General features: G+C 41.8%; 21 protein-coding genes. 11 read left to right on the top strand and 10 right to left on the bottom strand.

Features of this window, described 5'->3' with window-relative positions; translation table 11 throughout:
- Positions 1-88: 88 nt before the first annotated feature.
- The 3 genes from ACK4HU_RS08295 to ACK4HU_RS08305 form a co-directional block, all read right to left on the bottom strand.
- Complete coding sequence (locus ACK4HU_RS08295; protein ID WP_409805396.1) at positions 89-1,480, bottom strand: c-type cytochrome domain-containing protein; 1,392 nt, start codon at positions 1,478-1,480, stop codon at positions 89-91.
- A gap of 381 nt (positions 1,481-1,861) precedes the next feature.
- Positions 1,862-3,370, bottom strand: a complete 1,509-nt coding sequence (locus ACK4HU_RS08300) for a DUF1501 domain-containing protein (protein WP_409805399.1) — start codon at positions 3,368-3,370, stop codon at positions 1,862-1,864.
- A complete protein-coding gene (locus tag ACK4HU_RS08305; protein WP_409805401.1) occupies positions 3,370-6,099 on the bottom strand; it encodes a PSD1 and planctomycete cytochrome C domain-containing protein in 2,730 nt (909 codons plus the stop codon). The genes ACK4HU_RS08300 and ACK4HU_RS08305 overlap by 1 nt, the downstream gene beginning before the upstream one ends.
- A 767-nt stretch (positions 6,100-6,866) precedes the next feature.
- Here ACK4HU_RS08305 and ACK4HU_RS08310 point away from each other — a divergent pair.
- The 4 genes from ACK4HU_RS08310 to ACK4HU_RS08325 are packed head-to-tail and all read left to right on the top strand — an operon-like array spanning position 6,867 to position 11,473.
- Positions 6,867-8,105, top strand: a complete 1,239-nt coding sequence (locus ACK4HU_RS08310; protein WP_409805403.1) for a carboxypeptidase-like regulatory domain-containing protein — start codon at positions 6,867-6,869, stop codon at positions 8,103-8,105.
- Entirely contained in the window at positions 8,098-8,763 is a 666-nt protein-coding gene (locus ACK4HU_RS08315; protein WP_409805406.1) for a hypothetical protein, read from the top strand. The genes ACK4HU_RS08310 and ACK4HU_RS08315 overlap by 8 nt, the downstream gene beginning before the upstream one ends.
- A gap of 15 nt (positions 8,764-8,778) precedes the next feature.
- Positions 8,779-9,306 (top strand): TlpA family protein disulfide reductase, encoded by a 528-nt coding sequence (locus ACK4HU_RS08320; protein WP_409805408.1) that lies wholly within the window; start codon positions 8,779-8,781, stop codon positions 9,304-9,306.
- Positions 9,290-11,473: a peptidase domain-containing ABC transporter gene (locus tag ACK4HU_RS08325; RefSeq protein WP_409805411.1), complete on the top strand. Its 2,184-nt coding sequence runs from the start codon at positions 9,290-9,292 to the stop codon at positions 11,471-11,473. The genes ACK4HU_RS08320 and ACK4HU_RS08325 overlap by 17 nt, the downstream gene beginning before the upstream one ends.
- Positions 11,474-11,502: 29 nt before the next feature.
- Here the strand turns inward: ACK4HU_RS08325 and ACK4HU_RS08330 are convergent, their stop codons facing one another.
- The gene (locus tag ACK4HU_RS08330) at positions 11,503-12,459 is read right to left on the bottom strand and encodes an NAD-dependent epimerase/dehydratase family protein (RefSeq protein WP_409805414.1); all 957 of its coding nucleotides are present in this window, start codon (positions 12,457-12,459) and stop codon (positions 11,503-11,505) included.
- A gap of 154 nt (positions 12,460-12,613) precedes the next feature.
- Between ACK4HU_RS08330 and kbl the strand changes: the two genes are divergently transcribed.
- Together kbl and ACK4HU_RS08340 are read left to right on the top strand one after the other, a co-directional pair.
- Positions 12,614-13,810 (top strand): glycine C-acetyltransferase, encoded by a 1,197-nt coding sequence (gene kbl / locus ACK4HU_RS08335; protein ID WP_409805417.1) that lies wholly within the window; start codon positions 12,614-12,616, stop codon positions 13,808-13,810.
- Between the two features lie 250 nt (positions 13,811-14,060).
- On the top strand, positions 14,061-14,798 hold the full coding sequence (locus tag ACK4HU_RS08340) for an SDR family NAD(P)-dependent oxidoreductase (RefSeq protein WP_409805420.1): 738 nt from the start codon (positions 14,061-14,063) through the stop codon (positions 14,796-14,798).
- Here ACK4HU_RS08340 and ACK4HU_RS08345 read toward each other — a convergent pair.
- Positions 14,795-15,286: a SixA phosphatase family protein gene (locus ACK4HU_RS08345; RefSeq protein WP_409805422.1), complete on the bottom strand. Its 492-nt coding sequence runs from the start codon at positions 15,284-15,286 to the stop codon at positions 14,795-14,797. The genes ACK4HU_RS08340 and ACK4HU_RS08345 overlap by 4 nt on opposite strands.
- A gap of 88 nt (positions 15,287-15,374) precedes the next feature.
- Between ACK4HU_RS08345 and ACK4HU_RS08350 the strand changes: the two genes are divergently transcribed.
- Positions 15,375-15,566 (top strand): cold-shock protein, encoded by a 192-nt coding sequence (locus ACK4HU_RS08350; RefSeq protein WP_409805425.1) that lies wholly within the window; start codon positions 15,375-15,377, stop codon positions 15,564-15,566.
- Between the two features lie 18 nt (positions 15,567-15,584).
- Here the strand turns inward: ACK4HU_RS08350 and ACK4HU_RS08355 are convergent, their stop codons facing one another.
- The gene (locus tag ACK4HU_RS08355) at positions 15,585-18,116 is read right to left on the bottom strand and encodes a mechanosensitive ion channel family protein (RefSeq protein ID WP_409805428.1); all 2,532 of its coding nucleotides are present in this window, start codon (positions 18,114-18,116) and stop codon (positions 15,585-15,587) included.
- Positions 18,117-18,339: 223 nt separating this feature from the next.
- Between ACK4HU_RS08355 and ACK4HU_RS08360 the strand changes: the two genes are divergently transcribed.
- The 3 genes from ACK4HU_RS08360 to ACK4HU_RS08370 all read left to right on the top strand — a co-directional run bounded on the left by ACK4HU_RS08360 (position 18,340) and on the right by ACK4HU_RS08370 (position 21,815).
- The gene (locus tag ACK4HU_RS08360) at positions 18,340-18,768 is read left to right on the top strand and encodes an Hsp20/alpha crystallin family protein (RefSeq protein ID WP_409805431.1); all 429 of its coding nucleotides are present in this window, start codon (positions 18,340-18,342) and stop codon (positions 18,766-18,768) included.
- A gap of 164 nt (positions 18,769-18,932) precedes the next feature.
- On the top strand, positions 18,933-20,435 hold the full coding sequence (locus tag ACK4HU_RS08365; protein WP_409805433.1) for a S1C family serine protease: 1,503 nt from the start codon (positions 18,933-18,935) through the stop codon (positions 20,433-20,435).
- A 102-nt stretch (positions 20,436-20,537) separates the two neighbouring features.
- Positions 20,538-21,815: a serine hydrolase domain-containing protein gene (locus tag ACK4HU_RS08370; RefSeq protein WP_409805435.1), complete on the top strand. Its 1,278-nt coding sequence runs from the start codon at positions 20,538-20,540 to the stop codon at positions 21,813-21,815.
- Positions 21,816-22,027: 212 nt separating this feature from the next.
- Here the strand turns inward: ACK4HU_RS08370 and ACK4HU_RS08375 are convergent, their stop codons facing one another.
- Both ACK4HU_RS08375 and ACK4HU_RS08380 read right to left on the bottom strand, forming a co-directional pair.
- Positions 22,028-23,065 (bottom strand): chemotaxis protein CheB, encoded by a 1,038-nt coding sequence (locus ACK4HU_RS08375; RefSeq protein WP_409805437.1) that lies wholly within the window; start codon positions 23,063-23,065, stop codon positions 22,028-22,030.
- Positions 23,066-23,237: 172 nt separating this feature from the next.
- Complete coding sequence (locus ACK4HU_RS08380) at positions 23,238-23,651, bottom strand: hypothetical protein (protein ID WP_409805440.1); 414 nt, start codon at positions 23,649-23,651, stop codon at positions 23,238-23,240.
- A gap of 573 nt (positions 23,652-24,224) precedes the next feature.
- Between ACK4HU_RS08380 and ACK4HU_RS08385 the strand changes: the two genes are divergently transcribed.
- Positions 24,225-24,410 (top strand): hypothetical protein, encoded by a 186-nt coding sequence (locus tag ACK4HU_RS08385; RefSeq protein ID WP_409805441.1) that lies wholly within the window; start codon positions 24,225-24,227, stop codon positions 24,408-24,410.
- 325 nt (positions 24,411-24,735) lie between these two features.
- On the opposite strand, the gene ACK4HU_RS08390 is transcribed toward ACK4HU_RS08385, so the two are convergent.
- Positions 24,736-25,044: a helix-turn-helix domain-containing protein gene (locus tag ACK4HU_RS08390; RefSeq protein ID WP_409805444.1), complete on the bottom strand. Its 309-nt coding sequence runs from the start codon at positions 25,042-25,044 to the stop codon at positions 24,736-24,738.
- Positions 25,041-25,400, bottom strand: a complete 360-nt coding sequence (locus tag ACK4HU_RS08395) for a type II toxin-antitoxin system RelE/ParE family toxin (protein ID WP_409805447.1) — start codon at positions 25,398-25,400, stop codon at positions 25,041-25,043. Before ACK4HU_RS08395 ends, ACK4HU_RS08390 begins: the two co-directional genes overlap by 4 nt.
- Positions 25,401-25,617: the final 217 nt, after the last annotated feature.

The raw sequence follows: 25,617 nt of genomic DNA on the forward strand, positions 1-25,617 counted from the left end.
ATCAGTTTTTGCTTGATTTTTTGGTTAATGATATTTTCAAAAACTTAATGAACTCAATTTCCTTAATGGTTTAAAAAAGTCTTGAATGTTAATACACAATCGTATCAGTAGGCAGCTTGGGAAGTTGATAGTTTCCTGTCTCAAGGAGAAAAGGTAAACTCAACTTGCCTGAATCTAAAAATTCAGCTGAAGCAGGGGTATCAAAAATAAATACTTTTTGCAGTGATTGACTTGAAGTAAGCTGTTGGATTTGCGCGAGATTCACTCCGGTTTTGTTCAGGTAAAGCAATTTCAGGTTAGGTGATTGAGAAATTTTCTTCAAAGAATTCCCAGTAATCCCTGTGGCATTCAGCTTCAATACAGTAAGATTGGAAAAGCCTGTTAAGCTGTCCAAAATGGCATCACTTACTTGAGTTCCACTTAAATCCAAATAGGCGATCCTATTCTTAACATGAGCAAGTTTCTCCCAATCGGAATCCTGAAACCCGGGGAAATTGGTACAGGTTATTTTCAGCAATCCCGAACCGCTTTCTATCAATTCCGCAAAGAATCCATAGTCTTTCAGTTGTGCTAAGGAGTCAGCTGAAATCGCTGAGATTTGGGTTGTTGGATAAAATGAAACTTCGTTTTTTTGGATAAAAGGCTCAATGAGTTTTCTTGAAATCCCGGCTTCGGCCAGTGTTTGATTTGCTTTTCCACCACTTTTGATCCAGGTTTCGATCAGGGCAATTTCTTCCTTGCTCGGTTGTCTTTTCTCCGAAGGAGGCATGTGTTTTTCATCTTCTTTTGCCAAGATTAGTCTGGAGAAAAGTTCACTATGTTGAGCATCACCTGCCGTAAGAATTACTCCATCTTCTCCACCTGTCATCAATCCTTTCAGTGTTGTCAAGTCAAGCTCGCCTTTTTTGTTCCGTGGATTGTGGCAGCTTTTGCAGTTTTGATTAAGGATAGGTTGAATTACTTCGGAGTAGAACACCGCTTCTCCCCAACTTTCTTCAGTGAGTTGCGGACCTTTTTCGGGTTGGATTTCAATTCCAAAAAAGGACTGTAATTCCGGTGGTAACACTTCGGTGAAATAACTTTCACCATGAGTCAAGTTTCCTCCAAGGTGTCCCGTAATCATCAAAATTAAACCCAAGCCAAGGGCAAATGCTTTGCTTTTAGGAGTAATCGCATCCCTTTTTTTGAAATGAAAAAATAAGCCAAAACTTCCCAAAGCGGTCAAAACTCCTCCGATTAGGTGAATTCGCACATCCTCCCATGAAAACCCTTCAAATTGATATTGAAGAAATCCGCTGATTCCTGCGCCTAAAGCTGCAATTCCACCCAGTAAAAAAGCGAGTCGAATAGCTGGTAGGAAAGTATTTTTTTCTCGCTGAGGGAAAAAGCAGAGTACGATTCCAAAAATCAGAATTCCAATGGGAAGGTGAACCAGAACAGGATGCATTCGGCCCAAGAGCGGTCCAAGAAACTTAAGCATATAATAAATAAATTATACTTCTTTCTGCCTGAAGCCTAATTTCCTTAAGGTGTCGGACGGGAAGACCCCGCCTCGGCGGGCATGCGGAGACCGATACTTCGACTTCCTGCCTACCGGACAGGCAGGCGCTCAGTACAAATGACTGAAGAAATCCCAAATTCTGTGTTTTTAGGTTTTTCAATATGTTATTTTAAAAGGGATGAAAACGTGTTTAACCAAATAAACTATCTGATTACACCTTTCTTTGCCAGTAGATGTGAACCCATAATTGAATTTAGCTTAAAATCTAAATTGATGCACTCTTCGGTCTCCCGTCTTCGGTCTCCCAGCCACTTTCCAATGGATAATTCGTTAATTGACACCTAAGCGTGATCCAGTTTTTTAAGCCATCACTGCATGAATCAATTCCCCATGAACATCCGTGAGTCGGAAAGGTCTTCCTTGAAAATCATAGGTAAACTTCTCGTGATTGAAGCCCATCAACTGCAGAATCGTGGCGTGAAGATCATGAACTGACACTCGCTCATCGACTCCCGAAAACCCAAAATCATCCGTGATGCCATAGCTCGCACCTTTCTTCACTCCGCCACCAGCCATCCACATCGTGAAAGCATCCACGTGATGATCTCGGCCCATAAATCCCTGTACTTTTCCTTCCCGGTTTTCCTGCATTGGCGTCCGCCCAAACTCACCGCCCCAAACCACTAGTGTTTCCTCAAGTAAGCCTCTTTGCTTCAAATCCAATAACAAAGCGGACATCGGTCGGTCAATTTCCCGGCATTTATTTCTCAATCCCATATCAATCGAGCCATCATGATCTGTTCCGTGCGTGTCCCAACCCCAATCATAAAGTTGAACGACCCGCACCCCTTTTTCCACCAGTTTTCTAGCTAATAGACAGTTGTTTGCAAAAGACTCTTCGCCAGGCTTGGTGCCATAAAGTTCATGGATGTGCTCAGGTTCATCATTGATGTTCATCACCTCGGGTACCTCGATTTGCATGCGATAGGCCATCTCATATTGGTTGATCCGAGCAAGAATTTCAGGATCTCCAAAGGTTTCAAAGTCTTCCTGATTCACTTGATTAATGGCAGAAATGACGTTTTTCTTCAAATCTCGGGACATTCCAGTCGGATCTTCGAGGTAAAGAACAGGATCGCCCTTGGATCGGCACTGAACGCCTTGATAGACTGAGGGCAAAAAGCCGGAACCCCATACGCTTTTGCCTGCATCGGGAGTTTTTCCTCCTGAAGTCAGGACGACAAAGCCTGGAAGATTTTGATTCTCAGTCCCCAATCCATATGTTACCCAACTCCCCAAACTTGGTCTTCCAAGCCTCGGCGAACCTGTTTGCATAAATAATTGCGCAGGACCATGGTTGAATTGATCAGTATGGACGGCCTTGAGGAAGGCGACTTCATCCGTGACTTTGGCAAAGTGAGGCAGGTAATCTGAAACCCACGCTCCGGATTGACCATGTTGGGCGAATTTGGCCTGTGGGCCAAGCATTTTCGGAACGCCTCGGATAAAGGCAAACTTGCGTCCTTCCAGTAAGCTCTCCGGGCAGTCTTTGTCGTGGTATTTTGCAAGTTCCGGTTTGTAGTCAAAAAGCTCCAATTGAGACGGCGCACCTGCCATGTGCAGGTAGATGATGGATTTGGCCTTGCCAACAAAAGGTGGAGGCAAAGGTGCCAAGGGATTCAAATCCCGCTCGCTCAGATTTAGGCCCGAAGATTTTTTGATCAGTTGCTCAGGTTCGCAACCAAAAAGCAAAGGTGCCATTGCCAAACCCCCGACCTTGCTGACACAATCCATGAGAAAATGTCTGCGGGTTTGATTTTGCAGCTTTTGAACTGCAAGTTCGGCGAAGAGTTTTTCCAGATGCTTCATCAGGGTTTGGTTAGAAATTCATCCAAATTCATCATTGCATTTGCGACTACTGCCATTGCTGCTTCTTCCGGTTTAGCTCCCGGATAGAATTCTTCCAAAGCGGATGGATTTTTGGTGAACTCGGTTTTGGCAGTTGTAAACAAAGCGAGTAGGGTTTTCTTTTTTCCTTCGGAAATCGGGCTCAGGATCAACTGCTGATAAGCTGAGGAAATTGCTTTCTCAGGATTTTCAGCACTTTTTGTCCAAGCATTTTTACCAAGTTGTTTGGCGGCTTCAAGATAGACAGGATCATTGAGCGTGACCAAAGCTTGAAGTGGTGTGTTGGTGACCAATCGCTTACTGAGACACACTTCTCTACTTGCCGCATCGAAAGTAATGAAAGAAGGGTAGGGGCTGGTTCGCTTCAGGAAGGTGTAGATCCCGCGTCGATATTTGTCCTCGCCCTCACTTTCTGTCCAGGATTCTCCATTGTACACGGTCTGCCAAATTCCTTCGGGTTGGTGAGGTTTGACACCCGGGCCATACATTTTCCCGCTGTGCAAACCGCTCACAGCCAAAGCCTGATCTCGAACCTGCTCGGCGGAAAGGCGAAATCTTGGCCCTCTGGAATACCATTGGTTTTCTGGATCTTTTTCAAAAGCTTCTGCCGATAGAATGGATGATTGCTTGTAAGTAGCTGAAGTTACAATTTCCCGAATCAAGGCTTTCATGCTCCAATCGTAGTCATTCATGGTTTTCCAAGCCAAATAATCCAGTAATTCTGGATGGCTTGGTGGATCGGATTGACTACCCATATCTTCCAAAGTCCGCACAATTCCCCTCCCGAATAGCTGATCCCAAACTCGGTTGACCAAAGTTCTTGCAGTCAATGGATTCTCAGGGGATGTAAGCCAATAAGCAAATCCAAGTCGATTATTTGGCCATTCTTCTTTCCAGCCCCCAAGTTCATCCGGGGTTTTTCGTTTGACTTCTTCTCCTAAAACCATCCAATTTCCCCGCTCAAACACATTTGTTTTTCGAGCCATGTAGGGAGGATTTTCGATAAGGATAGGAAGTCTGGTGCCTCGGAATTTCAGGAGTTCTTCCCAGTTTTCTTCAGCTGCTTTGAAGCCCGGTTTTTCTCTTCCTTTTAGACTCGGGACAAACGCAAACCAGACTATGGACGAGGTATTTTGCTGCGGGCCTGCCGCTGGATTTTTGGCTTCGATGTGGAGGTTGATCTTGCCCGAAATAGGCTTGAAGGGAATCTGCCTGACCACTTCCCCTTGGGTTTTATTCATAACAAAAGAGGCGAGGACTTCACCCTCTGGACCGTCTTTTTTTATCGTCATTTGAGTGCCATCCAGTCCAGTCCAATAGTCCAAAAGAATCTGATCTGAGCCTTGGGTGTCGATATTTCGATACAATGCCGAACCGCCAGACCAGAGTCCTAGCCATTTGGTATCGATCAACTCAGATCTAATGAAGTCAGTAGCAAGGTGTGCAGCATACTTTGGCTCGTAGAATTTGAGGAAATCAGCGCGGACTTTTGCGGCCTTTTCACCTTCATTTTCTTTAACCCATGAGATCACATTGTCGACTTGACCTTGCTTATCTTCATCATAGAAGCGAAGCCGAGGTTCTTCGTCATGGGTATCTTCATCTCGAGTATTGTTGAAAAAAGCCGCGGATTGATAGAATTCCTCATGGCGAATCGGATCATAGGTATGACTGTGACACTGCACACAAGCCATGGTGGTACTTTGCCAAACTTCATAAGTCGTATTGACTCGGTCGAGAACGGCCGCAACTCGGAATTCCTCATCCTCGGTTCCTCCTTCGTCATTGTTCATCGTGTTCCGGTGGAAAGCCGTCGCCGTCAATTGCTCCTGAGTCGGATTGGGCAGCAAGTCTCCTGCAAGTTGCTCGATGGTAAATTCATCGAATGGTTTGTCATCATTAAATGCCCGGATCACCCAATCCCGATAAGGCCACATGGTGCGGGATACATCACGCTCATAGCCTTTGGTGTCGGCATATCTGGCTAGATCAAGCCACCAAGTCGCCCACTTTTCACCATAAGTATCAGATTTTAGAAGCTGATCAACAGCTTGATTGTAACTTATTTTTCCGGAAGAGAAATCTGCGACCAAAACTTCTGAAGGTGGTAATCCTGTCAAATCCAAAGCGACTCTTCGGAGTAAGCGTAGTGGTTGTTCTTCAGGGGAAGGACTGAGACCATTTACATCCAACTTTTCTCTGATAAAGTGATCGATTGGACTAGGTTTTTCTCCAGAATTGTTACTTCCAATTCCTGCTGATTGGATTTGAATTGGAACCACTGGTTTTTGGACGGGCTTATAGGCCCAATGCTTCCCCCATTTCGCGCCTTGTCGAATCCAGGTTTTTAGCAAATCAATTTTTTCATCTGAAAGTGCGGCTTTTTGGTAGGGCATTCTCAATTCAGGATCGGAATGGGTCAGACGCTTGATCATTTCACTGGAATTGGGGTTTCCAGGAACAATCGCCGGAAGCCCGGATTCATTCAGCGCAAAAGCCTCTTCTTCAAAAAGAATACTGAATCCCCCGTTTTTCTTTACCCCACCATGGCAGGTGATGCAATGCTTGTTGAGGATAGGCTTGATATCGGTGCTGTAATCGACTTCTTTTTCAGGCCCAAAAAAGAAAAACCCAATGATGGAGATCCCAACTAGAAGGCTAAGAAGTAGGACTAACTGGTTCCGATTCATTTTCAAAAGACTAGAATGAAAAATAGCCATTTTCGAAATAGAATGGAAACCAAAACGGATTGAAGGCAATTAAAAAATGGAAATCATTCCTATTAGGAAAAAGGCTTTTTCGATCTTCCCCCTCTTTTTTAGAGAGGTAATGGTTAAGAGTATTGGCTCCACTGGTAACGGAAATCGGAGCTGGTTCGTTTTTTACAATACGGTTGATTGCTTAGGATGTGAAATGACACATAGCATATCCGAATAAATAGTTGAATTTTTCAAAGAATTTAAAAAAAAGTGAAAATAGTTGATATTCGATTGAATATTTTGTTAGTTTCATTTGATTCCAGATAAACTAAGGATTAAGGGGGGGGGATCAACTAAGAATTCAGAATATTATTCCGAAAAAATCCGTTTTTCAGATGGTACAATTCCAAGAATGCAAGTTTATGAAGGTGAGTGATTTGGTAGTGTGAAACTGATTTTTTAAAATCAACCATTCTTTTAATTATTTCTAACACTTAACCATTAACAACTATGGAAAAATTAACAAATGACCAGATGGAAAATCTGGTGGGGGGAACAACAGAATTTGAGTATTGTATGACTCTCGCGACTATGTGGACCTCAGGTGGCTGGCAAGGTGGAATGACTTTGTTCGCTCAAACTTGGCTTAGGAGTTGTTCTGATTATGACTTTGCAATAGTATAATAAAAATTTATTGATGGTTAACCTCCTTCATATCGAAGGAGGTTAATTTTAAAATATTAAAATACTAATCTTTAATGGTTCGCATACTCATTTCCTTTGTCTTCTTTTTTTTTCTTGTAACATTTTGTTATTCCCAAAGCACAAAAACATTTTTCGGAAAGGTTGTTGATTTAAATTCCAACGAAGGGTTAGAGAATGTTTCAGTATATATAAAAGATGGAAATCTCGGAACTTTTACAAACAAAAATGGAAATTTTGTATTTTCTACTGAACTCGAAAGTGGGAATTTGGTTTTTCAACTTTTAGGATATAAGCCATTTCAGATTAGTTTGGATTCCAATTCTTATGAACTTTTAATAAAATTGCATCCTGATCCATTTTTTCTTGATGAAGTTGTGGTAAAAGCTGATTCATCTTTACAAATTATAAAAGAAGCTTTTTCAAGATTGAAAGAAAATTATCCTAATAAACAGTTTTTGTTAAAAGGATACTATCGAGAATCTGTTTTGAAGGATACAAGTTATGTGAGATATTTAGATGCCGCAATCGGTATCAATGATTATTCTTATCGGTCTGATCCTTTAAGGAGAAAAGTTCAAGTGTACAACCTTAGGAAAAGTCAAAATTTTGTTGAAGAAGACTTATTTACAAAACTGCTGTCAAATTTATTTGGAAAGGAGAATGATTTTCTTTTCAGTTTGAATTTTAGAGATCTTTTGAGAAGATATCATTTTGAGCCATCTTACTTTAAGGGGATTAATAAAAGTATTTTAGATTTTTTTGATTTCAAACTAGATTCTATTTTTAATAATGGGATTGACCGAATTGCAAAAATATCTTTCTCTGCACCGACAGGAATGTTTTCTACAAATGGATTTTTTTTAGTTAATCTGTCGGATTTTGCAGTAATTTCGATTGAAATGGTTCGTATTCCCAATGATAGATTTACCGCCGATTTATTTATGAAGAAGGCGCTTACCAATTATTCGATTGTTGAGTATCGTAAGATTAATGATAGATATTATTTATCAAGGTTTTATTCTCAAGGTACAGAAAACTTAGCTGCTATAGATTCTGATTCTAAAAGCGGTATTCAAGTATTAAAAATGGAACTATGGGTAAATGAAATTTTTGATAATAAACGATTTTTTGATAAAGTTAAGAATAGAAATGCATTAGCTTGGGAAACAGAGTTGAAAGATCTAGACATTCCGTATGATCCTAATTTTTGGAAGACTTTTAATTTCATACCTGATTCTATGGAGTACAATAAAATGATTCGAGATCTTGAAAAATTGAAAGCTAATGAGTAATTCTGTTTCATTTAAGATATCTCCAATAGTGGAGTTTGCTAATAACTCTTTTTGGAAGGTTTTTATTTTGGTTGCTGCAATTAATTTGATCTCGACAATTATCTATAATCATTTAGTCTGGTCGGATTTAATTTATCTGAATGAATCAGGCTTAGATATTTCGGATGGGACTTTTGTAAGTGGAAATAGATCTCGTTTAATTGTAAATCTGATAGTTGAAGTATTTTCTCCATTTTGGCTGCTTTTTAAATCCTTTGTATTTTCAATTCTGATTTACTCTGTAGGTTATTTGATGAAACTTTCTATTTCCTTTACTGAACTTAATAAAATATTCTTAGTTTCATATCTTTTTGTTATTTTTGGTGATTTTATTAATTCGGTTTTACTCTTGGTCGTTAAACAGCCTTCAATGAAAAATGATATACTTCATTACTATCCATTTAGTGTTTTAGGGTTTTTATCTTCAAGTTCTGATTTCTTGAAATATTATTTCGTTTGGTCTAGAATTAATATTTTTCAATTGGGTTTTGTGTTTTCGGTTTTCTATTTGTTTAAAAGTAAATTTTCACTTATAAATAGAGATTCTATTTTTTTGGTTTTGTCTTACATTTTATTTTATGGTTTGTTTTTGGCTTTGTGGCTTTTAGTTTCCATTTAGATCTTATTAAATAATATGAAAGGAAAACTTTTATTAGGGTTTTTGAGTTTGATTTCGTTGTTATTTATAGTTATTGCTTTTGTGATTTATTCATACAAATCAAATAGAGAGAGTTATTTTCGAAATTTTCCCGAGGTGGTAGTGAGTGATTTGTTTTTTAGATCTGTTAATCTTGGGGAGCATGCTACTGATGCTGCTTCTGTACTAATCTACTTCAATTCCTCCTGTCCGATCTGTCAGTCTGAAGCTCAGTTAATTGAAAGAAGTTTTAGAGAGGATACGCTCACCCGATTTTTATGGGTTTCCTCCGAGTCAGTGGAGGAAGTCAAAAATTTTACTGCGCAATACAATTTGGATAGTTTGGATACCCACCGCTTTTATTCCGATACTCTTTTTAGACTGGCATCTGCCTTTCGATTGACCGGAGTGCCTGCTTCTTTTGTTTATGACGGAGGGGGTCATTTGGTGGATTATACCTTGGGTGCGGTAGCTATTTCTGACTTGACCCTTTCCATTCAAAAAGCCCATGATCGCACCCGTTAAGATTCCCGTGGTCTTGCAGCAGGCGAGTTCCGACTGTGGAGTGGCCTGCTTGGCTTCAGTGATTCGGTATTTTGGAGGCGAGCGTTCGATAGAGTACCTACGTCATCTTAGTGGCACAGCCATTCAGGGCACTACGGTTTTGGGTTTGGTCGAAGCTGGCCGGCAGTTGGGGATGGAAAGCGATGCTTTCCGAGTGAAGCAAATCAGTTATCTGGATGAGCTGGAGTTTCCTGTCATTCTTCATGTGGTGATCGATCAGAAGTTGAGATACTTTGTGGTATGCTATGGTAGAAAAGGGCAGCAGTATCAGTTGATGGATCCGGCAGTTGGCATTCGCTGGTTCACGGAATCTGAGCTTTTGGAGATCTGGCAAAGCAGGACGCTGCTTTTGATCCAGCCCGGACCGGGATTTGAGACCTCTGAAAGTAGTCGGCAGAAAAAGCGAAAATGGATCTTAGACCTGATCCGTCCGGATTTTCCGATTTTGTTGATTTCGGGTTTTCTCGGATTAATCGTTACAGTCTTGGGGCTGGCTGTGGCAGTTTTTTCCCAAAAACTCATCGATGAGTTTCTTCCCAATCAAGCCTGGCAAAAGCTGAGGCTAGGTCTGATACTGCTCTTTGTCCTATTGATAGGAAGAGCGGTACTCAGTTACCTGCGTGCTTCCATTTTGGTGCGTCAGAGTAAAGAACTGAACCTCCGACTGATCAGTGAATTTTTTGAACAGTTGCTGGGATTGCCTAAGGTGTTTTTTGATTCCAGAAAAGTCGGGGACATCACCTCCCGGATGAATGATTCGCGGCGGATTCAGCGGGCAGTTTCGGTATTGACCACGGAGCTGATGGTGGATTCCTTTGTGGTTATCGTGACCACGGTTTCGATTTTCCTGTACTCTTGGGAGATTGGATGTTGGGTTGCTGTTTTTATGCCGTTTTATTTTATTCTGGTTTACCGATACCACAGACCGATCCAGAAGGGTCAGAAAGCGGTGATGTTGAGTTATTCGGGTTCGGAATCGGGTTTTATCGATACACTCACCGGCATAGGAGCCGTCAAGGGAGAATCCAAAGAGGGGCTGTTTTTGGAAGCTAATCAACGTGCCTATTATAGATTTCAGGATGATGCTTTTGCCTTAGGACAAGTCAGCAATCGCTTGGGCTTGGTTTCCCAACTGGCGGGTGTGGTATTTTTGGTTTCTGTTTTGGGCACATGCTGCTATCTGGTGGCACGAAGTCAAATGGAGCTAGGAGTCTTGGTGGCGATCAGCGGAATGCTGGGAATGCTGGTACCGGCAGTGAACAAACTGGCCCTTGCTAATCTTCAAATTCAGGAGGCACAGATCGCAGGGGATAGACTCTATGAATTTGTACAGCTAAAAAATGAGCAGGTAGAAGAGGGAGCGGAAATACCGGAGAAGGTAACCCGGATTCAGGTTGAGAACTTGAGTTTCCGCTTTCCCGGCAGAAAATTACTCTTCGACGGGCTAAGTTTTGAATTGAAGGAAGGAAAATTGAGCGTGCTATTGGGCGAATCCGGGGGAGGGAAGAGCACACTCATACAGGTTTTGATGGGTCTCTATCCGCCGGAGTCAGGAACCATTCTTATTAATGAGGATAAGTTGATTCAAGGCTTTTCTAAAAACAGCTGGCGGGAACAGGTGGGGTATGTGCCTCAGGAGATTAAGATTTTCAACGGGAGTCTTGTGTATAACCTCAACTTAGATCCCAATCCGGCTGGCTTTGAACAGGTGGTTCGACGATGTCAGGAGTTGGGCCTGCATGAATTTTTCGAGCGGATGCCTCAGGGCTATTTTACTCAGGTGGGAGAAGAAGGAGTGAATCTATCGGGAGGCCAAAAGCAGCTCGTAGGCATTGCCAGGGCTTTGATTAAACGTCCGAAAGCACTTTTATTGGATGAATTCACAGGAGCCATGGATCGGATGACCGAACAAAAAATGCTTGACTTGATCCTGAAGCTAAAGGAAGGGATTCCTGTTTTGGTGGTAACTCATCGCATCCGACCTGCCTTGCTTGCAGACGAAGTATTGATTTTGGATCAGGGAAGACTGGTGGAGGTGGGTGCACCTGAGCTATTGGTGCAAGGCGATAACCTGCTTTCAGTCAGTATTCGGGATTTGAGTAGTATCAATGTAAAAAGCCGTCTTTGATTAGGCGGCTTAGTGATTTTTTCTGAAGGCTATTTCTTTGCAGGAAAATAACTCGGTAGATTTTTGAGAATGTCTTTCGTCATCGCATCCAAATCATAATCAGGTTGCCATCCCCAATCCTTGCTTGAACAGCTGTCATCAATGCTGTTTGGCCAAGAATCAGCAATCGCCTGACGGAAATCCGGGTGGTATTCAATCTCAAATCCGGGAACGTACTTTTTTATGCTTTCATAGATCTCCTTAGGAGAAAAGCTCATGCCTGAAAGATTATAGCTAGATCGGATTTTTACCGATTCCCGAGGTGCATTCATCAGATCAAGTGTAGACTTGATCGCATCAGGCATATACATCATCGGAAGGTAGCTGTCTTCACGTAAGAAGCAGGAAAACTTTTCCCCGGCCAAAGCCTTATGGTAAATGTCCACAGCATAATCCGTGGTGCCGCCTCCGGGAAGTGATTTATATCCGATCAAACCCGGATATCGCAAGCTGCGGACGTCGACATTATATTTTTGAAAATAGTATTCGCACCATCTTTCTCCGGCTTGCTTGCTGATGCCATAGACCGTGTTGGGTTCTTTGACACAGTATTGGGGGGTATTTATTTTTGGAGTATTCGGCCCGAAAACGGCGATGGAGGAAGGCCAGTAGATTTTGTCCAACTTCAATTCTTTGGCAAGTTCCAATACGAAAAGCAGGCTTTCCATATTTAGATGCCAGGCGAACTTTGGATTTTTTTCTCCAGTGGCAGAAAGAACCGCTGCTAAATGATAAATCTGCGTGACATTTTCTTCCTTTACCAAATCACGAACGGCCTCTTTGTTCATTGCATCCAAGACTTCAAATCGGCAATAATCAAACTCTGATCGAGCTGAATCTCTGAGATCTGTAGCGATAACTTGCTCTCCGCCAAACTGATCGGCAAGAGATCGGGTGAGTTCTGACCCAAGCTGTCCGGCAGCTCCGATGATTAGGATTTTTTCCATGATAGAATCTTTCAAAAATGGCTCAAACAGGCCTTGAGGGTTTTTGTTTATATTTGGGTTTGCTGCGCAAAAGTAGTAAAAATCACCGCTCCGCCTCAGTTTTTTGATCAGCGGAAATCAATCAAATCGAAAATCAATTTTAAAAAAATAGAGCATGTACGATCAATTTAAACCCAAATTACAACAAGAGCTTAAATCCATCGAAGAAGCGGGACTTTTCAAGAAAGAGCGAATCATCACTTCTCCTCAATCTGCTGAAATTACCATCGCAGGTGGACAGAAAGTGTTGAATTTTTGTGCAAATAATTACCTCGGACTTTCTTCCCACCCTCGAGTGGTGGAAGCAGCCAAAGCAGCCATTGATTCGCACGGATTTGGGATGTCTTCCGTAAGATTTATCTGCGGTACTCAAGATATTCATAAGGAGTTGGAGCGGAAGATTTCTGAGTTTTTGGGAACGGAAGATACCATCCTCTATGCCGCAGCATTTGACGCAAATGGAGGAGTGTTTGAACCACTTTTTGGACCGGAAGATGCGATCATTTCTGATGCGCTAAATCATGCCTCGATCATCGACGGTGTTCGACTTTGCAAGGCGATGCGTTACCGATACGAGCATAACAACATGGCGGATTTGGAAAAACAGCTTCAGGATGCCATCGCTGCCGGAGCAAAGCAAAAAATCATCGTCACTGACGGAGTGTTCTCTATGGATGGTACAATCGCTCAGCTGGACAAAATCGTGGAATTGGCCGAGAAATATGAAGCCTTAGTGATGTCCGATGAATGTCATTCAACGGGATTTATGGGGAAAACCGGTAGAGGCGTTCACGAGCATTGCGGTGTGATGGGCAAAATTGATATCATAACTGGAACCCTTGGAAAAGCTTTGGGTGGTGCATCAGGCGGATTTACTTCAGGAAGAAAAGAAATCGTCGAGCTACTCCGTCAGCGATCCAGACCTTATTTGTTCTCCAATACTTTAGCACCTTCGATTACCGGAGCTTCGATTGCTGTCTTCGATTTGCTTTCGGAGACGACAGAATTGAGAGATAAACTGGAGGAAAATACCAAATATTTCAGAGCAAAAATGACCGAGGCGGGTTTTGACATCAAACCAGGCGAGCATGCGATTGTACCGATCATGCTTTACGACGCGGTTCTTTCACAGAAAATGGCTGAAAAAGTCCTGGAAAAAGGAATCTACGTGATTGGATTTTACTATCCAGTGGTACCAAAAGGACAAGCTAGAATCCGGGTGCAAATCTCTGCCGGTCACGACAGAGCGCATCTCGATCAGGCAATTGCTGCATTTATTGAGGTAGGAAAAGAGCTTGGTGTGTTGAAGTGATTTGTCTTGCTTCTTTTAGAAGTTAGAAGGGTTGTCATGGTTATAATTGTTGTCGGGTTGTAATGATTGGAGGCCAGAAAACATTGGGCAATTGTCTCTAATCTTTTTTCTTCGGTCTCCTGTCTCGGGTCTTTGGTCTCCGCCTGCCTGCCGAGGTGGGGTCTCAGTCTGCCCTCCGCCTCGGCGAGTATAAGTAGTTCAGATAATTAGCAGAATCATACGTGGACAATCATCAGATCCATCGAATTTTATGAAACCTAAATCCCTTCTCATTCTCACCGGCCATACCAAGGGACTTGGAAAAGCCATCCTCGATAAATTCTTGTCCTTGGAAAATTATCAGATAGTCGCAATATCGAGAACCAGTTTGGATCTCGGGAATTTCCGAGTCACTGAAATAAAATTGGACTTGAATGATTTGGAAGGCGTGGATGCTAAACTCTCCGATCTATTTCCAGCAGGTGAATATGAAAAAGTGATTCTGATCAATAATGCAGGTTGGATAGGAGAGATAAAGCCTGTCGGCAAGCTTCAACCCTCAGCGATTCAAAAAGTTATGAACCTAAACCTCTTGGCGCCAATGATCCTCAGCAACGCTTTTGTCAAAGTATATTCCAAAACCATAGGCCAGAAGTTGATCTGCAATATCAGTTCGGGTGCTGCTCATAAACCTTTGCCGGGTTGGGCTGAGTATTGTAGTAGCAAAGCAGGATTGGCGATGTTTTCCAAAGTCGCTGCAGAAGATTTTAAGGAAAAGGGATTCCGGGTTTTTTCACTGGCACCGGGAATTATTGATACCGAAATGCAAGCTGAAATCAGAAAAGCAGATTTATCCGATTTTCCGGCCTGGGACCGGTTTGTCAGTTATAAATCAGAAGGTCAACTGAGTACAGCCGAAGAAATTGCTGAAAAAGTATTCTATTTATTAAGTAATCCTGACCTTTTTCAGGAAGTCATTCAGGATGTCCGAAATTTTGAATTGCCTTAACTTTTCTTTTTCGGATAGTCGAAAAACCATACCTCGACAGTTTCAGGTTTGAGTTCGGCCCAATGATCTGTTTTTAGTTTAAATCCGAACTGACCGCTCGTTGGTAGATTGTCCAAATCACCTCCCAGGTAGATTATCAAATCATTGAATCCCGGATTGTGACCAAAGACAAGGATTGTATTTGCGGCATCATTCTGCATGCGGATGATCTTCAGTATTTGATTGGGTGATGCGTGAAACAGTCCTTTTTCCCAATGGATTTGCTCAGCAGGATATCCCAGAATTTTTGCAGTGGTCCTTGCTGTTTCAGCAGCCCGGAGTGCAGTGGAGCTCAGGATGAGATCCGAGACAATTCCTTTTTTTTTGAGACGTTTTGCCATTATCGGTGCGTCGGCAATGCCCCGCTCAGCGAGTGGCCGATCATGATCATTGAGGAAAGGATCGTCCCATGATGATTTTGCGTGTCTGACCAAAATTATTTTCTTCATTTGCGCTATTCGTAAACGATTATTTTGTTTTTTTCGATCTTATCTTTACTTTTAAATTGATTTCATATACAATTTAATACAATTCATTATGTTTACCGGAACAGTAAAGTTTTACAATGAAGCCAAAGGATTCGGATTTATCGTTGATGACGAAACCCAGGGAGAAGTGTTCGTGCACGCTACAGGGTTAGTGGACAAAGTCGAGCAAAACGACAAAGTCATTTTCGACATTAAAGAAGGTAAAAAAGGACCAAACGCCATCAACGTCAAAAAGGCCTAAGAAATTCAAGAGAACGTATTAGTGTAAATTATCCTCTGAATCAGACTTCAGGGGATTTTTTATTGTATTCATTTTCTTTTTTGAATCTGATTCCTTGGCCACCTTTAATTCAGGCAAACTTTTCAAATAAACATCCCGCTTTGGAAATGGAATTTCAATGCCATTCTCAAGGAAAGAGGCGTAAATCGCACTCATTACCTGATGTCTAACTTGAAGCCATGTGTCCATATCATCGACCCAAAACAGGACTCTAAAGTCCACTGAATTATCACCAAAGGTCTGCATCAATATACGGGGAGCAGGAGTTTTTGAAATAGTGTCCTGATCCAGTGCCTCTTGGATCAATGATTCAACCATGGCCATATCTGAGGAATAAGCAACACCAATGAGTAATTCCACCCTTCTTCTTTTGTCAGATAGCGTCCAATTGATCAAATGCTGAGAAAGCAAATCGCCATTTGGAACGATGATTTCTGATCCATCATATCCCTGAATTTTACTGGCTCGAATGCCTACCTCTTTGACTTTTCCGGTCAGTGATCCCACTTCAATATCATCTCCAATCTGTATAGGCCGCTCAAAGGCCAAAATTATTCCTGAAACTAAATTGTTGATGATGGTCTGAAGGCCAAATCCAATACCGACAGATAAGGCGCCAAGTACAATGGTGATATTGTCAAGTGGGATATTTGCAGCCGTAGCAGCGATAAAAAAACCGATAATAAATACTCCCAACCTTATTAATAAGACAGAACTTCCCAGTCTTTTTGTCCGGTTGGAGGCTTGTTGTTGGTCCTTGATGGTAGCAAAATATGCAATGTTATTGGACAGGATAAATGCGACATAGATTAAAGCCCCAAAAAGGAGAACACTCTTGAAGGTGAAACTAGTAGCTCCGAGGAATCGCTCTTCCACAAGGAATTTCATGATTCCTTCATAGACAAAATCACTCAAGACCAGGTTTGCCAGCATGATTGTAATCCAAAATAGCCCGGCAAGGAAGAGGAAAAACCCTCTGATTCGTTTTTGGATACTTTTGAAATCCAAATAAGAAGTAAAGGAGTCGGACTCTTTTTTATTCTCTAAGGCAACATAGATGATTTCCATTACTGCCTTGGTAAACAAATAGAGCGTAATCGCATGGATAAATCCCACAGCACCGGAAACACTGAGGATTTTGGCTAGACTGTACCTGCCAAATATATTTGCTATAAGACCAAGTGTCAACAAAATCAAGGTTACAAACCTGAGCTTCTTCAAAAAATCAATTTCCTTGGGATCTTCTGAGGTGAAATTTTTTGGAAGATTCCAAAGGATGGAAATAAAGATGAGACCTCCAATCTCAAAGTACAGTCTTTCTTGATAGGCGATCTCCCAATACAGATTGCTGATGGTAAAGAAAATGAAGATCACGACCAACACCATCCAGCGGATAAAAGTATGGCGTGGGAAATATCGATAAATCAATATCGAACTAAAGAAGACTTGTAGGTAGATAAAAAATGTCAATAAGGTAATCGAGGAAGTGTCAAACAGGAAAAATACCAAGGGCAAAAGTGCAATTGCAGTGGTCGCAATCGGAGTTTCATCCAAGTATTTTATTCTACCAATGATGATCTTCCCGTACTCTTTATCCCGCTCTATTCTCCTGACTGTCTGCCTAATTATAACACTGGCAATAATTAAAATAAGTAATGCCGCAATTGAGGCCACAAGACTTTCACTAAGTTGATTTTTTAGAAATAGAAAATTTAAACGTAAGGAATCAAATGTGATGTCCAGAATCGACTTAGGGGAAGGGATGGAATAGCTCTCCCAGATGTAATTGATTTCCTTTTTAAAGAGGTTTTTTTCAAGGATCGTTTTATTTGTTTCTACATATCGCTTCAACTCAGCCAAACCCATCGAAATAGTACTGAGCATCGATTGATATCGGGCAGCCTGAAGCTCTTGACGATACAGGGTACTGTCAATTGCATAGACAGTTTTCTTTAAATTCTGAATTTCTCCAGAATACATAGGGAGTAGCAGGGTGTCCTTTATTTTATAGATAAATAAGTCATCTCTCTTGATTGTCATCAAGAGACTATCCAAGACCCCTAATCGATCAAGCCTTTCCTGAACGATTTTGTCCAAGGAAATATTTTTTTCATCTGTTGTTTCTAGAATTCGGATGAGTGCATTGATGTATCTGAAATTAAACTTTGTATTAGGACTGTTGGTCCTCTCCCGCAGGGATTCCAAAGTTTCGTTCATAGCAGGGATTTCACTATTGAACTGCGCCGTATCCAAGGGTTCCTGAAGATCCAGCATGATTTCATTGGCCAAAAATGTGTAACGTCGGCTTTTGCTAATGAGCTCCTCCAGCGAAGGAGTGATGTATACAGTATCCGAGGCGCTACGTCGTTGGGAAGGATCCAATACAACCAAACTGTCTTTGGAAAATGAAAGCAAGCTGTCTACTTTTTGCTCCAAATTAGAATTCTGCCCGAAAACGGGCAGTTGGAGTGAAATAAAAAAAGTAAATAAAACGGAAAGAAACTTTTTCATTAGCAATATTTTCTGGGGTTAAAAGTAGGTATTAAATCCAGAAATGCCGGTATTGATTTATTGATGATTTTCAACTGATAGCTGTAGTGTGTTTTATAAAAATCGGCCATAATGACTGAATTGTAGCGATAATCAAACTTAATTTCAGACAAATCGGCGTGAAAATGGAAGTGGAACAAAGTTTATTGATGGATAAATGTCTAATTCTATAACCACAATCATTATGAAACTTGTAAGATACAACCAACTCGATCCAACTGTGCCAAGCTCCTTCAGCGGAATGCTGGACAGATTCTTCAATGATTCAGTAAATGCTTCCATGAAGCAGTTCAATCCTGCGGTGGATATCGCTGAAGATGAAAAATCATACGAAATCCATGTGGCTGTTCCAGGAATGAAGAAGTCAGATTTCAAAATCGAACTGGTCGATGGCAAATTAACTATCTCGGGGGAGCGAACTCTGGAAGAGAAAAAGGAGGGGAAAAATTTCCATACCATAGAGACCCAGTATGGATTGTTTCGCAGATCTTTTTTCATGCCGGAGGATGTAAAAGAAGATCAGGTAGAAGCGAGCTATGAAGATGGATTTCTCAAGCTTCTGCTTCCCAAAAAGGAAAAAAAGGTAAATAAAGCTTCCATCGAAGTGAAATAATCAGAGAGTGGGGAAACCCACTCTTCTAATATGAGTTATACCCTAAAGAGGCGTCGGGGAAAGCGGTTAAAACTTGTTAATTTGGACAGGTTGACTAACCCAAGTTCTTCCAAATAGAGTCTTAACTTTGAAAATTCGTAGTAGAAAAAGAAAACCATAAAATTATGAGCAAGAAACAATTCTTTTTGGGTATGCTTCTCGCTGCCTTGATCGGTGGAGTAGTCGCATTGGCGGGGGTGAGTTTTCTTATCCAACCACAGAATGCCGGAACATTCGATGAGAAGCAGCAAGCTTCTTTCGTGAATTTATTGTCAGGTGAGGAGTTTACTATTCCCGACGGAATAAACTTTGTTGCTTCAGCACAGATTGTGACCCCGGCTGTAGTTCACGTCAATAGCCAAGTTGCCATTGCTCCAAGAGTTCAGCAAAGAGATCCAATTCAGGAATTTTTCGGCTTTCCTGATCCTCGGGGAGAGGGAGGTCAAGGACGTGGAGGTCAGATGCCGGTAAGTTCAGGTTCAGGAGTGATCATCTCCCCTGATGGTTACATTGTGACCAACAACCACGTAGTGGAGGGAGCAACCAAGATTGATATTTCATTGGAAAACAACAAACGTTACGTGGCTACAGTGATCGGTACCGATCCGACCACGGATTTGGCACTATTGAAAATTGATGCTACTAATCTTCCGTTTGTGAGATTCGGAGATTCAGATGATACCAAAATTGGTGAGTGGGTTTTGGCAGTTGGGAATCCATTTAATTTAAATTCTACGGTAACCGCAGGTATTATTTCTGCAAAAGCTCGAAATATTGGAATTTTGAAAAATGTGGAAAATAATCTTCAAATCGAATCATTCCTTCAAACCGATGCAGTAGTTAATCCTGGGAATTCAGGAGGAGCCCTGGTCAATCTTGCAGGAGAACTGATCGGGATCAATACCGCTATTGCCTCCAATACAGGAACCTTTGCGGGTTATTCTTTCGCAATACCAAGCACTTTGGTCAAAAAGGTAATGGATGATCTGATGAAGCACGGTGCGGTACAGCGTGGTCTTCTTGGAGTAAATATCCAGAATGTAAGCCCGGAACTTTCGGAATATTTGAATAAAACCTTTCCTGTAGAGCAAGGTGTCTATGTCGGTGGTGTAAATGACAACTCTGCAGGCAAAGAAGCTGGATTGAAAGAAGGGGATATTATCATTGGGATTGATGGCAGAAAAGTTAACAATGTATCCAATCTTCAAGAATTAGTCGCGAGAAAACGTCCAGGAGACAAAGTTGATGTAGAATACATTCGTGATGGAAAAACTTCAAATACCAAGGCCACACTAAAAAATTTCTCAGGTGATACCAATATTGTCAAGCGAGAAATTCCAAAAACATTCACATTCGAAGGTCTTCAGTTTGAAGATGTAAAGGAAGATATGAAAAAGAAACTTGATCTTTCGGGTGGTGCCGTAATCAAGATGAATAGCAATGAAGCTTGGAAAAAAGCAGGTGCCAGAAATGGATTTATCATCACCTCAGTAATTTCGGATAGTGGTCGCACAAGGATTGCCAATGCGCAGGCAATGATTGATTTTCTTGAGTCTTCTCAAGGCGAAGAAATAGTTGTATTGGGAATGTTCCCTGATGGAACCGAGTATTATTTTGAAGTGAAGTAAAATCAAAATACTATAAGTTGATAGGGAAGCCGGTGTATGCCGGCTTTTTTTATGCTTGCTTTTTTCTACTTTGGTCTTTATAAATCTCCCTCATAACCAGCCATGCAACTAAAAATCACCATTATCCTAATCTTCCTTTTTGGATCGTTTCAATTCGCCCCCTCACAAACACTAAGCGAGGCGGGGAAAGCTCCCATCCCCGGAATTTCTCAAGAAAGAATTGCCAAACTCGATGCGATGCTTGAAGATGCAATCAAAAAAGAGCAAGTTCCCGGATTAGTAGCCTTGGTGGTCAAAGACGGGAAAATTATTTACCACTCAGCCAAAGGCTTTGCAGATGCTGAATCAGGCAAAGCGATGGAGAAAAACAGCATTTTTCGTATCGCCTCTCAGACTAAAGCCATTACTTCTACGGCAATCATGATGCTGTGGGAAGAGGGTAAATTCAGATTGGATGATCCGATTTCCAAGTTCATTCCCGAATTCAAAAACCCTCAAATACTCAACACTTTTAGGTATGGAGACACCACTTTTACAAGTAAAGCCAGTACGAAAGAAATCACCATCGGTCATCTGTTGACACATACCTCAGGCTTGGGCTATGGAGTGATCGATGGAGATGAGCGGATGAAAATGATCTATCATAAGGCTGGGGTAATGGACCTTTTTACCACAGAGAATATTACAATCGGAGAAAGTGTCAAGCGTCTCGCGAAGCTACCGCTTCATCATGAACCAGGAGCAAAGTTCACCTATAGCGAAGGCTTGGATGTCTTAGGATACCTTATCGAGATCGTATCAGGGATGACCTTTGACCAATTTTTGAAAACAAGGATTTTTGATCCGATGGGAATGAATGATACCCGATTCTACCTCAGTGATGCTCAAGCACCAAGATTGGTGACTGTTCAAACTCGGAAAGACATTAAATGGGTATCCTTTCCAGTGACTTTCTATGACCCGGCCTATCCTAAAACTGGGGCAAAAACCTTCTTCTCCGGTGGTGCGGGACTTTCCAGTACGACCGAAGATTACGCCAAATTCCTTCAGATGTACCTCAATAAGGGGGTTTATAACGGTAAGCGATTACTTAGCCCGCATACTATTAGTATGATTATGACCAATCAAGTCGGTGACCTACTTGGAGATGGAGGAAAAGATTATGGATTAGCCTTCGGTGTCGTAGATCAGAAAGGAGTGCAGATCGGCGGGATGGGTAGTTTGGGGACCTTTGATTGGGGAGGATACTTCAATACCCAGTATTTCGCTGATCCTCAAGAAAAAATTATTGGTTTGATTTTCAAGCAGACTTCCGGTGCGGGAAACGGCGATGAGACGGGATGGAAGTTTAGACAGATGGTATTTACATTGATTGAATAAAGAGGTGGGTGCAGCACATACTGCGGTTAACAAATTTTGATGTAGACTAAACAGGGCAGGAGTGGATAGCTATAAAAAGGGAATTACTGTGCTTTTAGAAACATTAAACTCAAACTTACCCCTGTCTTTTTGAGCCTTTTTTAACCGCTAAAGCCGCCAAGAAAAAAAAGGCTTTGCGCCTTTCTGTCTTTGCGAGATTTAATTAAGGTTACTTAAATCGAGGATCCCGCCGGGAGTTCATCCTCGTCACCATAGTTGGTAGTTTGGAGGATTGTCCTAATCCGATCAATATGCACTTGAGTGCTTTCAGCTCTTTCTTTCGCCGATTTTGAACCACCATTTCCTTGACTTGACATTTCTGTCAATAGATTTTTGTGCTCTTCAAACATGCGCAAGGCGGTCCACATCGTTTCCTCCATCTTTTCTGTCTGTTCGGTCAGTAGCGAAGCTGCCGTGTATGCATGTCCGGTATGGCAGCGGAATCGTAAGTCTTTGTCCTTTTCTACTTTCCAAAGTACACCCCCGCACCCTGGACAATTGAAGGGTGCTTGTTCCCCGATTTTATTGACGGAGGACAGATCGCTCAATACTCGTTCAGCGATTTTAGCTTCGATCAGCACATCCTTTGGAATGGCTTTTTGCTTTGGCAGTTTGCGGGAACTTAAGGACTGAAGCAATTCACCGATTTCCTTCAGAGGTAAACAATAATCCACATCCACATTATTGGCCGCATTCTTCGGCATTGCCGGATACTCCGCTTCCTTAGGATCCTGCACGATACAGACTCCGCCGCAGCTTTTAATGGCTTTCATGCCGGAAGTCCCGTCATCCAAATAGCCCGTCAGCACAATGCCGATCACACCCGATCCAAAAGCAACCGCAGCGGAGCGAAAAAGGGGATCTATCGCGGGCCGAAACCTGTTTTCATGAGCTCCTTTGGTCAAGAGTAATTTTCGGTCGTCCCCGATTAGTAAGTGGTGGTCTGCTGGGGCCAAATATAAATGACCGGATTTAAGACTTGCTCCGGTTTTTGCAAACTCACATTTGAGGGTGTTTAGCTTATTTAGCTCCTTCAAGACCACATCTCCCGTAGCATCAGGAGAAATGTGTCGAACCACCAACATAGGAATGGGGAAGTCATTCAGGTGGCTTACCAATATTTTCAAGGCACTTAGCCCTCCGGCAGATGTACCGATGACGACGACCTGATTCTTTATTTTGGACTCAAAAATTTCACCTGAGTTTTTCATTTTTTCTATACTAAAAATTAATTGGCCAGAATCCCTGGGCCCTACTTTAACTCATACGCTTTTCAAATAGATTAGACTAGGGATTGACGAGAATCCAAAAAGGTGAATCTATTTTCTGCCTATCCCAGAAAGGACGCACTTTTGTCCTACCGTGTGTTGTACATAGGGTTTATCAATTATTTCCAAATCTAATCAAGCGGATGAATACTAATAAAAAGAAGATGAAGAATATCCAATCGTTTACTCCATAAATAGCGAAGAATATCCCGGCCATTTTATCTTTTGCAAAAACATCCAAAACATTATTATTAAGCATCCATTTTATCCAAATAAATCCATAAATGAATTTTTCAACAGCAAACACTGCTATGAGCCATTTTACAGAGTGATAATTTTTTGCAACTGATATATAGGCTAGGCCCCAAACAACAATCATTAAAAGTCCGAAATTTGACATCACAACTGGATCAGATTCAGGAATAACAGAATTAGTGAAGAATCTTGAAAAAATTAATACTGTCATATTGAATAATCCGGCAAGCACAAACCCTTTTGTAATTGTTTCAGTTTTTATAGCTCCAATCATATTGTTCTTATGTTATTTTTGTTTATAACTAGCTACTATCTAATTAATTATGCTAACGTGTGTGTGCCCAGCATGGGCATCTGGTATCGAAGATATCAAAATATTCCAGAGGGTGGAAGTCCCTTATGTGCGGGGGTAACGCTCTGAAACATTTGCAAGTCGTGCCGATAGCTATCGGCATGGTTTGTCGTGAGACATGCACTGAAGGAAGCGAGCCCGCAAACCTCGGTTCCAACGAATACGCCCGAGCACGGTAGTGCGAAGGGGGCGCACGCAGTGCTGGCATCCGAAGACCATCCGATTTTGAGCTGCTGGGACATGCATTTGTTCCGACTTATCAAAAGGGAGTCAATGGAAAATATCAGTTGGTAGTGAAGAAAAACAGTTGGGACTCCCTTAAACGCAAACTCAAGCAGATCACCACGAAGACCATCCGCCGCGGCGGATCGAAGAACGGTTGAAAAAGCTTGTCCCGAAGCCTCGGGAGCGAGGATGGGTAAATAATTACCGCCTTGCCAGCATCACAGCAAAGCTAAAATCACTCGATGAGTGGTTGAGAAATGCGCAGCATTCATGAACACAATTGAAAATAAACTCAATGTGAATAAACCGGCTCCGCTACTGCATTTGGTCCCGTACGTACGGGAGAAGAAGCCTGAGCGAAAACGCAAAAACCTGATCAGATTGGGAGTGGATCAAGACCATGCCTATGCATGGAAGGGACGAGCGTTAAGAAAATGTCTATTCAGACATTTTTAGCGAAGGAGCCAGAATGCAGGGGAGGTAGAAAAGGAGGATGGGCAGTAGCCCAGAGTCCTATTCTGACTACTACTATCACTTTATCCCGCCTCAGAAGAAAGGGCTACGAATCGATGCTTTCCTATTACCTCAAAACCTGCCCGACTATGTCATTCAGGCGGGCGCAACCTACAATCCAGTGAACCGCTCCCGCACGTGCGGGAAGACCCGTATGCCGATAGCTATCGGCAGTGGTGTGAGACCGTGTGCGCCGTGGCGTAGGCGCACCTCGTCAACTTAACGGTTGGCGAGGCCGTCTACTCGATTATGCATTCGGCATTCCCTTTTAGTACACCAATTTTTGGTCGTTCAACTCTACATTAAATTTCACACTAGCACCCAAAACTTCAAAAACCTTCAATATTGTTGAAAATCTGGCATCTGTCGCGCTGTTTTCAATTTTTGAAATTTGGGCTTTTTTTACACCAACCAATTCCCCAAGCTGTTCTTGAGTTAAATTTCGCTCCTTCCTTGCCTGCTTAATGGCATGCCCCAATAAGTCAAGTCTGAGTTCGTTCTCGAATTCATCCCTTTTTTTTGTTCCTTTTTTGCCGATATGCTTATCAGTCAACTCCTCTAAAGTGTAGGTCTTCATCTTTTCCTCCCTTTCTCTTTTTTCTCTTGAAAATATTGCTCCATTAGTCTCTTCGCTTTTTCTAGTTCTCCTTTCGGAATTTTCCCTGTCTTTTTTATAAGCCCGTGGGTTGATATAACTACTGTATCTTCCTTAGCTGTTTTGTCCCAAAATGCAAAAAGCCGATAATACGTTTTGCTGTATTTGGTCCTAAACTCCCATACTTCATCCTGAAGTTTTTTAAAAAGTTCATTGTCATTTGTAATACTGGCTTTCCAGATGTTGTAAAAAACTTTCTCCCTTGCCTTCTCGTCAATTTCATCAAGGAACTGCTTCGCATCCTCCAAAAATTCTACCCTGAATTTATAATTATCCATCCAAGTTTTCTTTATTCCTTCAAATATAAAAGTTTCTTATTTAGGAAACTATTTTTATTAGTGGGTTTTTAATGCTGATGCATAACGTCAGTTCGTCTAAAAACCCTCAATTGGTTTAATTAAAGGCCTTTTTATTGGGTTTTTCGCTTGTTTTCAGGCTGCCAGTTGAAAATTTCCTGAATCCCAGTCAAAAATCCTCGATTCAGACTCCGGTCTC

Origin of the sequence: Algoriphagus sp. (assembly GCF_046296635.1) — a bacterium.
In the GTDB taxonomy this organism is placed as follows: domain Bacteria; phylum Bacteroidota; class Bacteroidia; order Cytophagales; family Cyclobacteriaceae; genus Algoriphagus.

Excerpts from the sequence above, each read along its gene's own strand:
- ACK4HU_RS08295 (WP_409805396.1), bottom strand. The coding sequence starts at position 1,480 with ATGCTTAAGTTTCTTGGACCGCTCTTGGGCCGAATGCATCCTGTTCTG.
- ACK4HU_RS08300 (WP_409805399.1), bottom strand. The coding sequence starts at position 3,370 with ATGAAGCATCTGGAAAAACTCTTCGCCGAACTTGCAGTTCAAAAGCTG.
- ACK4HU_RS08305 (WP_409805401.1), bottom strand. The coding sequence starts at position 6,099 with ATGAATCGGAACCAGTTAGTCCTACTTCTTAGCCTTCTAGTTGGGATC.
- ACK4HU_RS08310 (WP_409805403.1), top strand. The coding sequence starts at position 6,867 with ATGGTTCGCATACTCATTTCCTTTGTCTTCTTTTTTTTTCTTGTAACA.
- ACK4HU_RS08315 (WP_409805406.1), top strand. The coding sequence starts at position 8,098 with ATGAGTAATTCTGTTTCATTTAAGATATCTCCAATAGTGGAGTTTGCT.
- ACK4HU_RS08320 (WP_409805408.1), top strand. The coding sequence starts at position 8,779 with ATGAAAGGAAAACTTTTATTAGGGTTTTTGAGTTTGATTTCGTTGTTA.
- ACK4HU_RS08325 (WP_409805411.1), top strand. The coding sequence starts at position 9,290 with ATGATCGCACCCGTTAAGATTCCCGTGGTCTTGCAGCAGGCGAGTTCC.
- ACK4HU_RS08330 (WP_409805414.1), bottom strand. The coding sequence starts at position 12,459 with ATGGAAAAAATCCTAATCATCGGAGCTGCCGGACAGCTTGGGTCAGAA.
- kbl (WP_409805417.1), top strand. The coding sequence starts at position 12,614 with ATGTACGATCAATTTAAACCCAAATTACAACAAGAGCTTAAATCCATC.
- ACK4HU_RS08340 (WP_409805420.1), top strand. The coding sequence starts at position 14,061 with ATGAAACCTAAATCCCTTCTCATTCTCACCGGCCATACCAAGGGACTT.
- ACK4HU_RS08345 (WP_409805422.1), bottom strand. The coding sequence starts at position 15,286 with ATGAAGAAAATAATTTTGGTCAGACACGCAAAATCATCATGGGACGAT.
- ACK4HU_RS08350 (WP_409805425.1), top strand. The coding sequence starts at position 15,375 with ATGTTTACCGGAACAGTAAAGTTTTACAATGAAGCCAAAGGATTCGGA.
- ACK4HU_RS08355 (WP_409805428.1), bottom strand. The coding sequence starts at position 18,116 with ATGAAAAAGTTTCTTTCCGTTTTATTTACTTTTTTTATTTCACTCCAA.
- ACK4HU_RS08360 (WP_409805431.1), top strand. The coding sequence starts at position 18,340 with ATGAAACTTGTAAGATACAACCAACTCGATCCAACTGTGCCAAGCTCC.
- ACK4HU_RS08365 (WP_409805433.1), top strand. The coding sequence starts at position 18,933 with ATGAGCAAGAAACAATTCTTTTTGGGTATGCTTCTCGCTGCCTTGATC.
- ACK4HU_RS08370 (WP_409805435.1), top strand. The coding sequence starts at position 20,538 with ATGCAACTAAAAATCACCATTATCCTAATCTTCCTTTTTGGATCGTTT.
- ACK4HU_RS08375 (WP_409805437.1), bottom strand. The coding sequence starts at position 23,065 with ATGAAAAACTCAGGTGAAATTTTTGAGTCCAAAATAAAGAATCAGGTC.
- ACK4HU_RS08380 (WP_409805440.1), bottom strand. The coding sequence starts at position 23,651 with ATGATTGGAGCTATAAAAACTGAAACAATTACAAAAGGGTTTGTGCTT.
- ACK4HU_RS08385 (WP_409805441.1), top strand. The coding sequence starts at position 24,225 with ATGAACACAATTGAAAATAAACTCAATGTGAATAAACCGGCTCCGCTA.
- ACK4HU_RS08390 (WP_409805444.1), bottom strand. The coding sequence starts at position 25,044 with ATGAAGACCTACACTTTAGAGGAGTTGACTGATAAGCATATCGGCAAA.
- ACK4HU_RS08395 (WP_409805447.1), bottom strand. The coding sequence starts at position 25,400 with ATGGATAATTATAAATTCAGGGTAGAATTTTTGGAGGATGCGAAGCAG.